The sequence below is a fragment of the Burkholderia sp. Tr-20390 genome, assembly GCF_017104595.1.
Taxonomy (GTDB): Bacteria; Pseudomonadota; Gammaproteobacteria; order Burkholderiales; family Burkholderiaceae; genus Burkholderia.
On the sequence record NZ_JAAGPC010000443.1, the window covers coordinates 1 to 756 of the forward strand.

Annotated in this window: 1 protein-coding gene; it reads left to right on the forward strand. The window is 70.6% G+C overall.

The annotated features are described in order from the left end of the window. On the forward strand, window positions 1-524 hold a 524-nt coding region (locus tag G3N98_RS39430), incomplete at its 5' end, for a FecR domain-containing protein (protein ID WP_206151141.1). Window positions 525-756 lie beyond the last annotated feature (232 nt).

Below are 756 nucleotides of genomic sequence, written 5' to 3' on the forward strand. Positions count from 1 at the left end.
TTTGCCTGTTGCGCGGCACGATCATGGTGACGAGCGGCCATGACGATCGCGTGCCCGCGCGGCCGCTGGTCGTCGCGACGGCACAGGGCGAGCTGCGGCCGCTCGGCACGCGCTTCGCGGTGCGGCAGCGCGACGGCGCGACCCGCATCGAGGTGTTCGCCGGTGCCGTGCGCGTGCAGCCCGACGATGCGACGGCCGACGCGCGCGTGATCGCAGCCGGAGAGGGCGCGGATTTCACGCGCGACACGATCGACGCGCCGGCGCCGCTCGATACGTATGCGTCCGCGTGGACGGGCGGCATGCTCGTCGCGTCGCGCATGCGGCTGGCCGACCTCGTCGCCGAGCTCGACCGCTACCGCCGCGGCAGCCTACGCTGCGATGCGGCCGTGGCCGACCTGCGCGTGTCGGGCACCTATCCGCTCGACGATCCCGCGCGCGTGCTCGATACATTGAAGGCGACGCTGCCGATCGACGTTCACTACCTGACGCGCTACTGGGCGACGGTCGTGCCGGCCCGTTCGTGAGCGTTTCAAAAAATATTTCCGCTGACCTGAGCTGTTTCTCGATGTTCGCGTGACATGGGTAATGAAAGCAGCACTGGCCCATCGTCCACCGACCTCCCGATCATGGTTTCCATCCGTCTCACGTATCGGCGCCGTCCGGCGCCTGCCCGCCATCTGCCGCGCGCGTCGCGCCCGGCCGCATCCGACGCATCGGCCGCGCCAGGTCGCCTCGCGCGTCGGCTGGCGGCGCCGG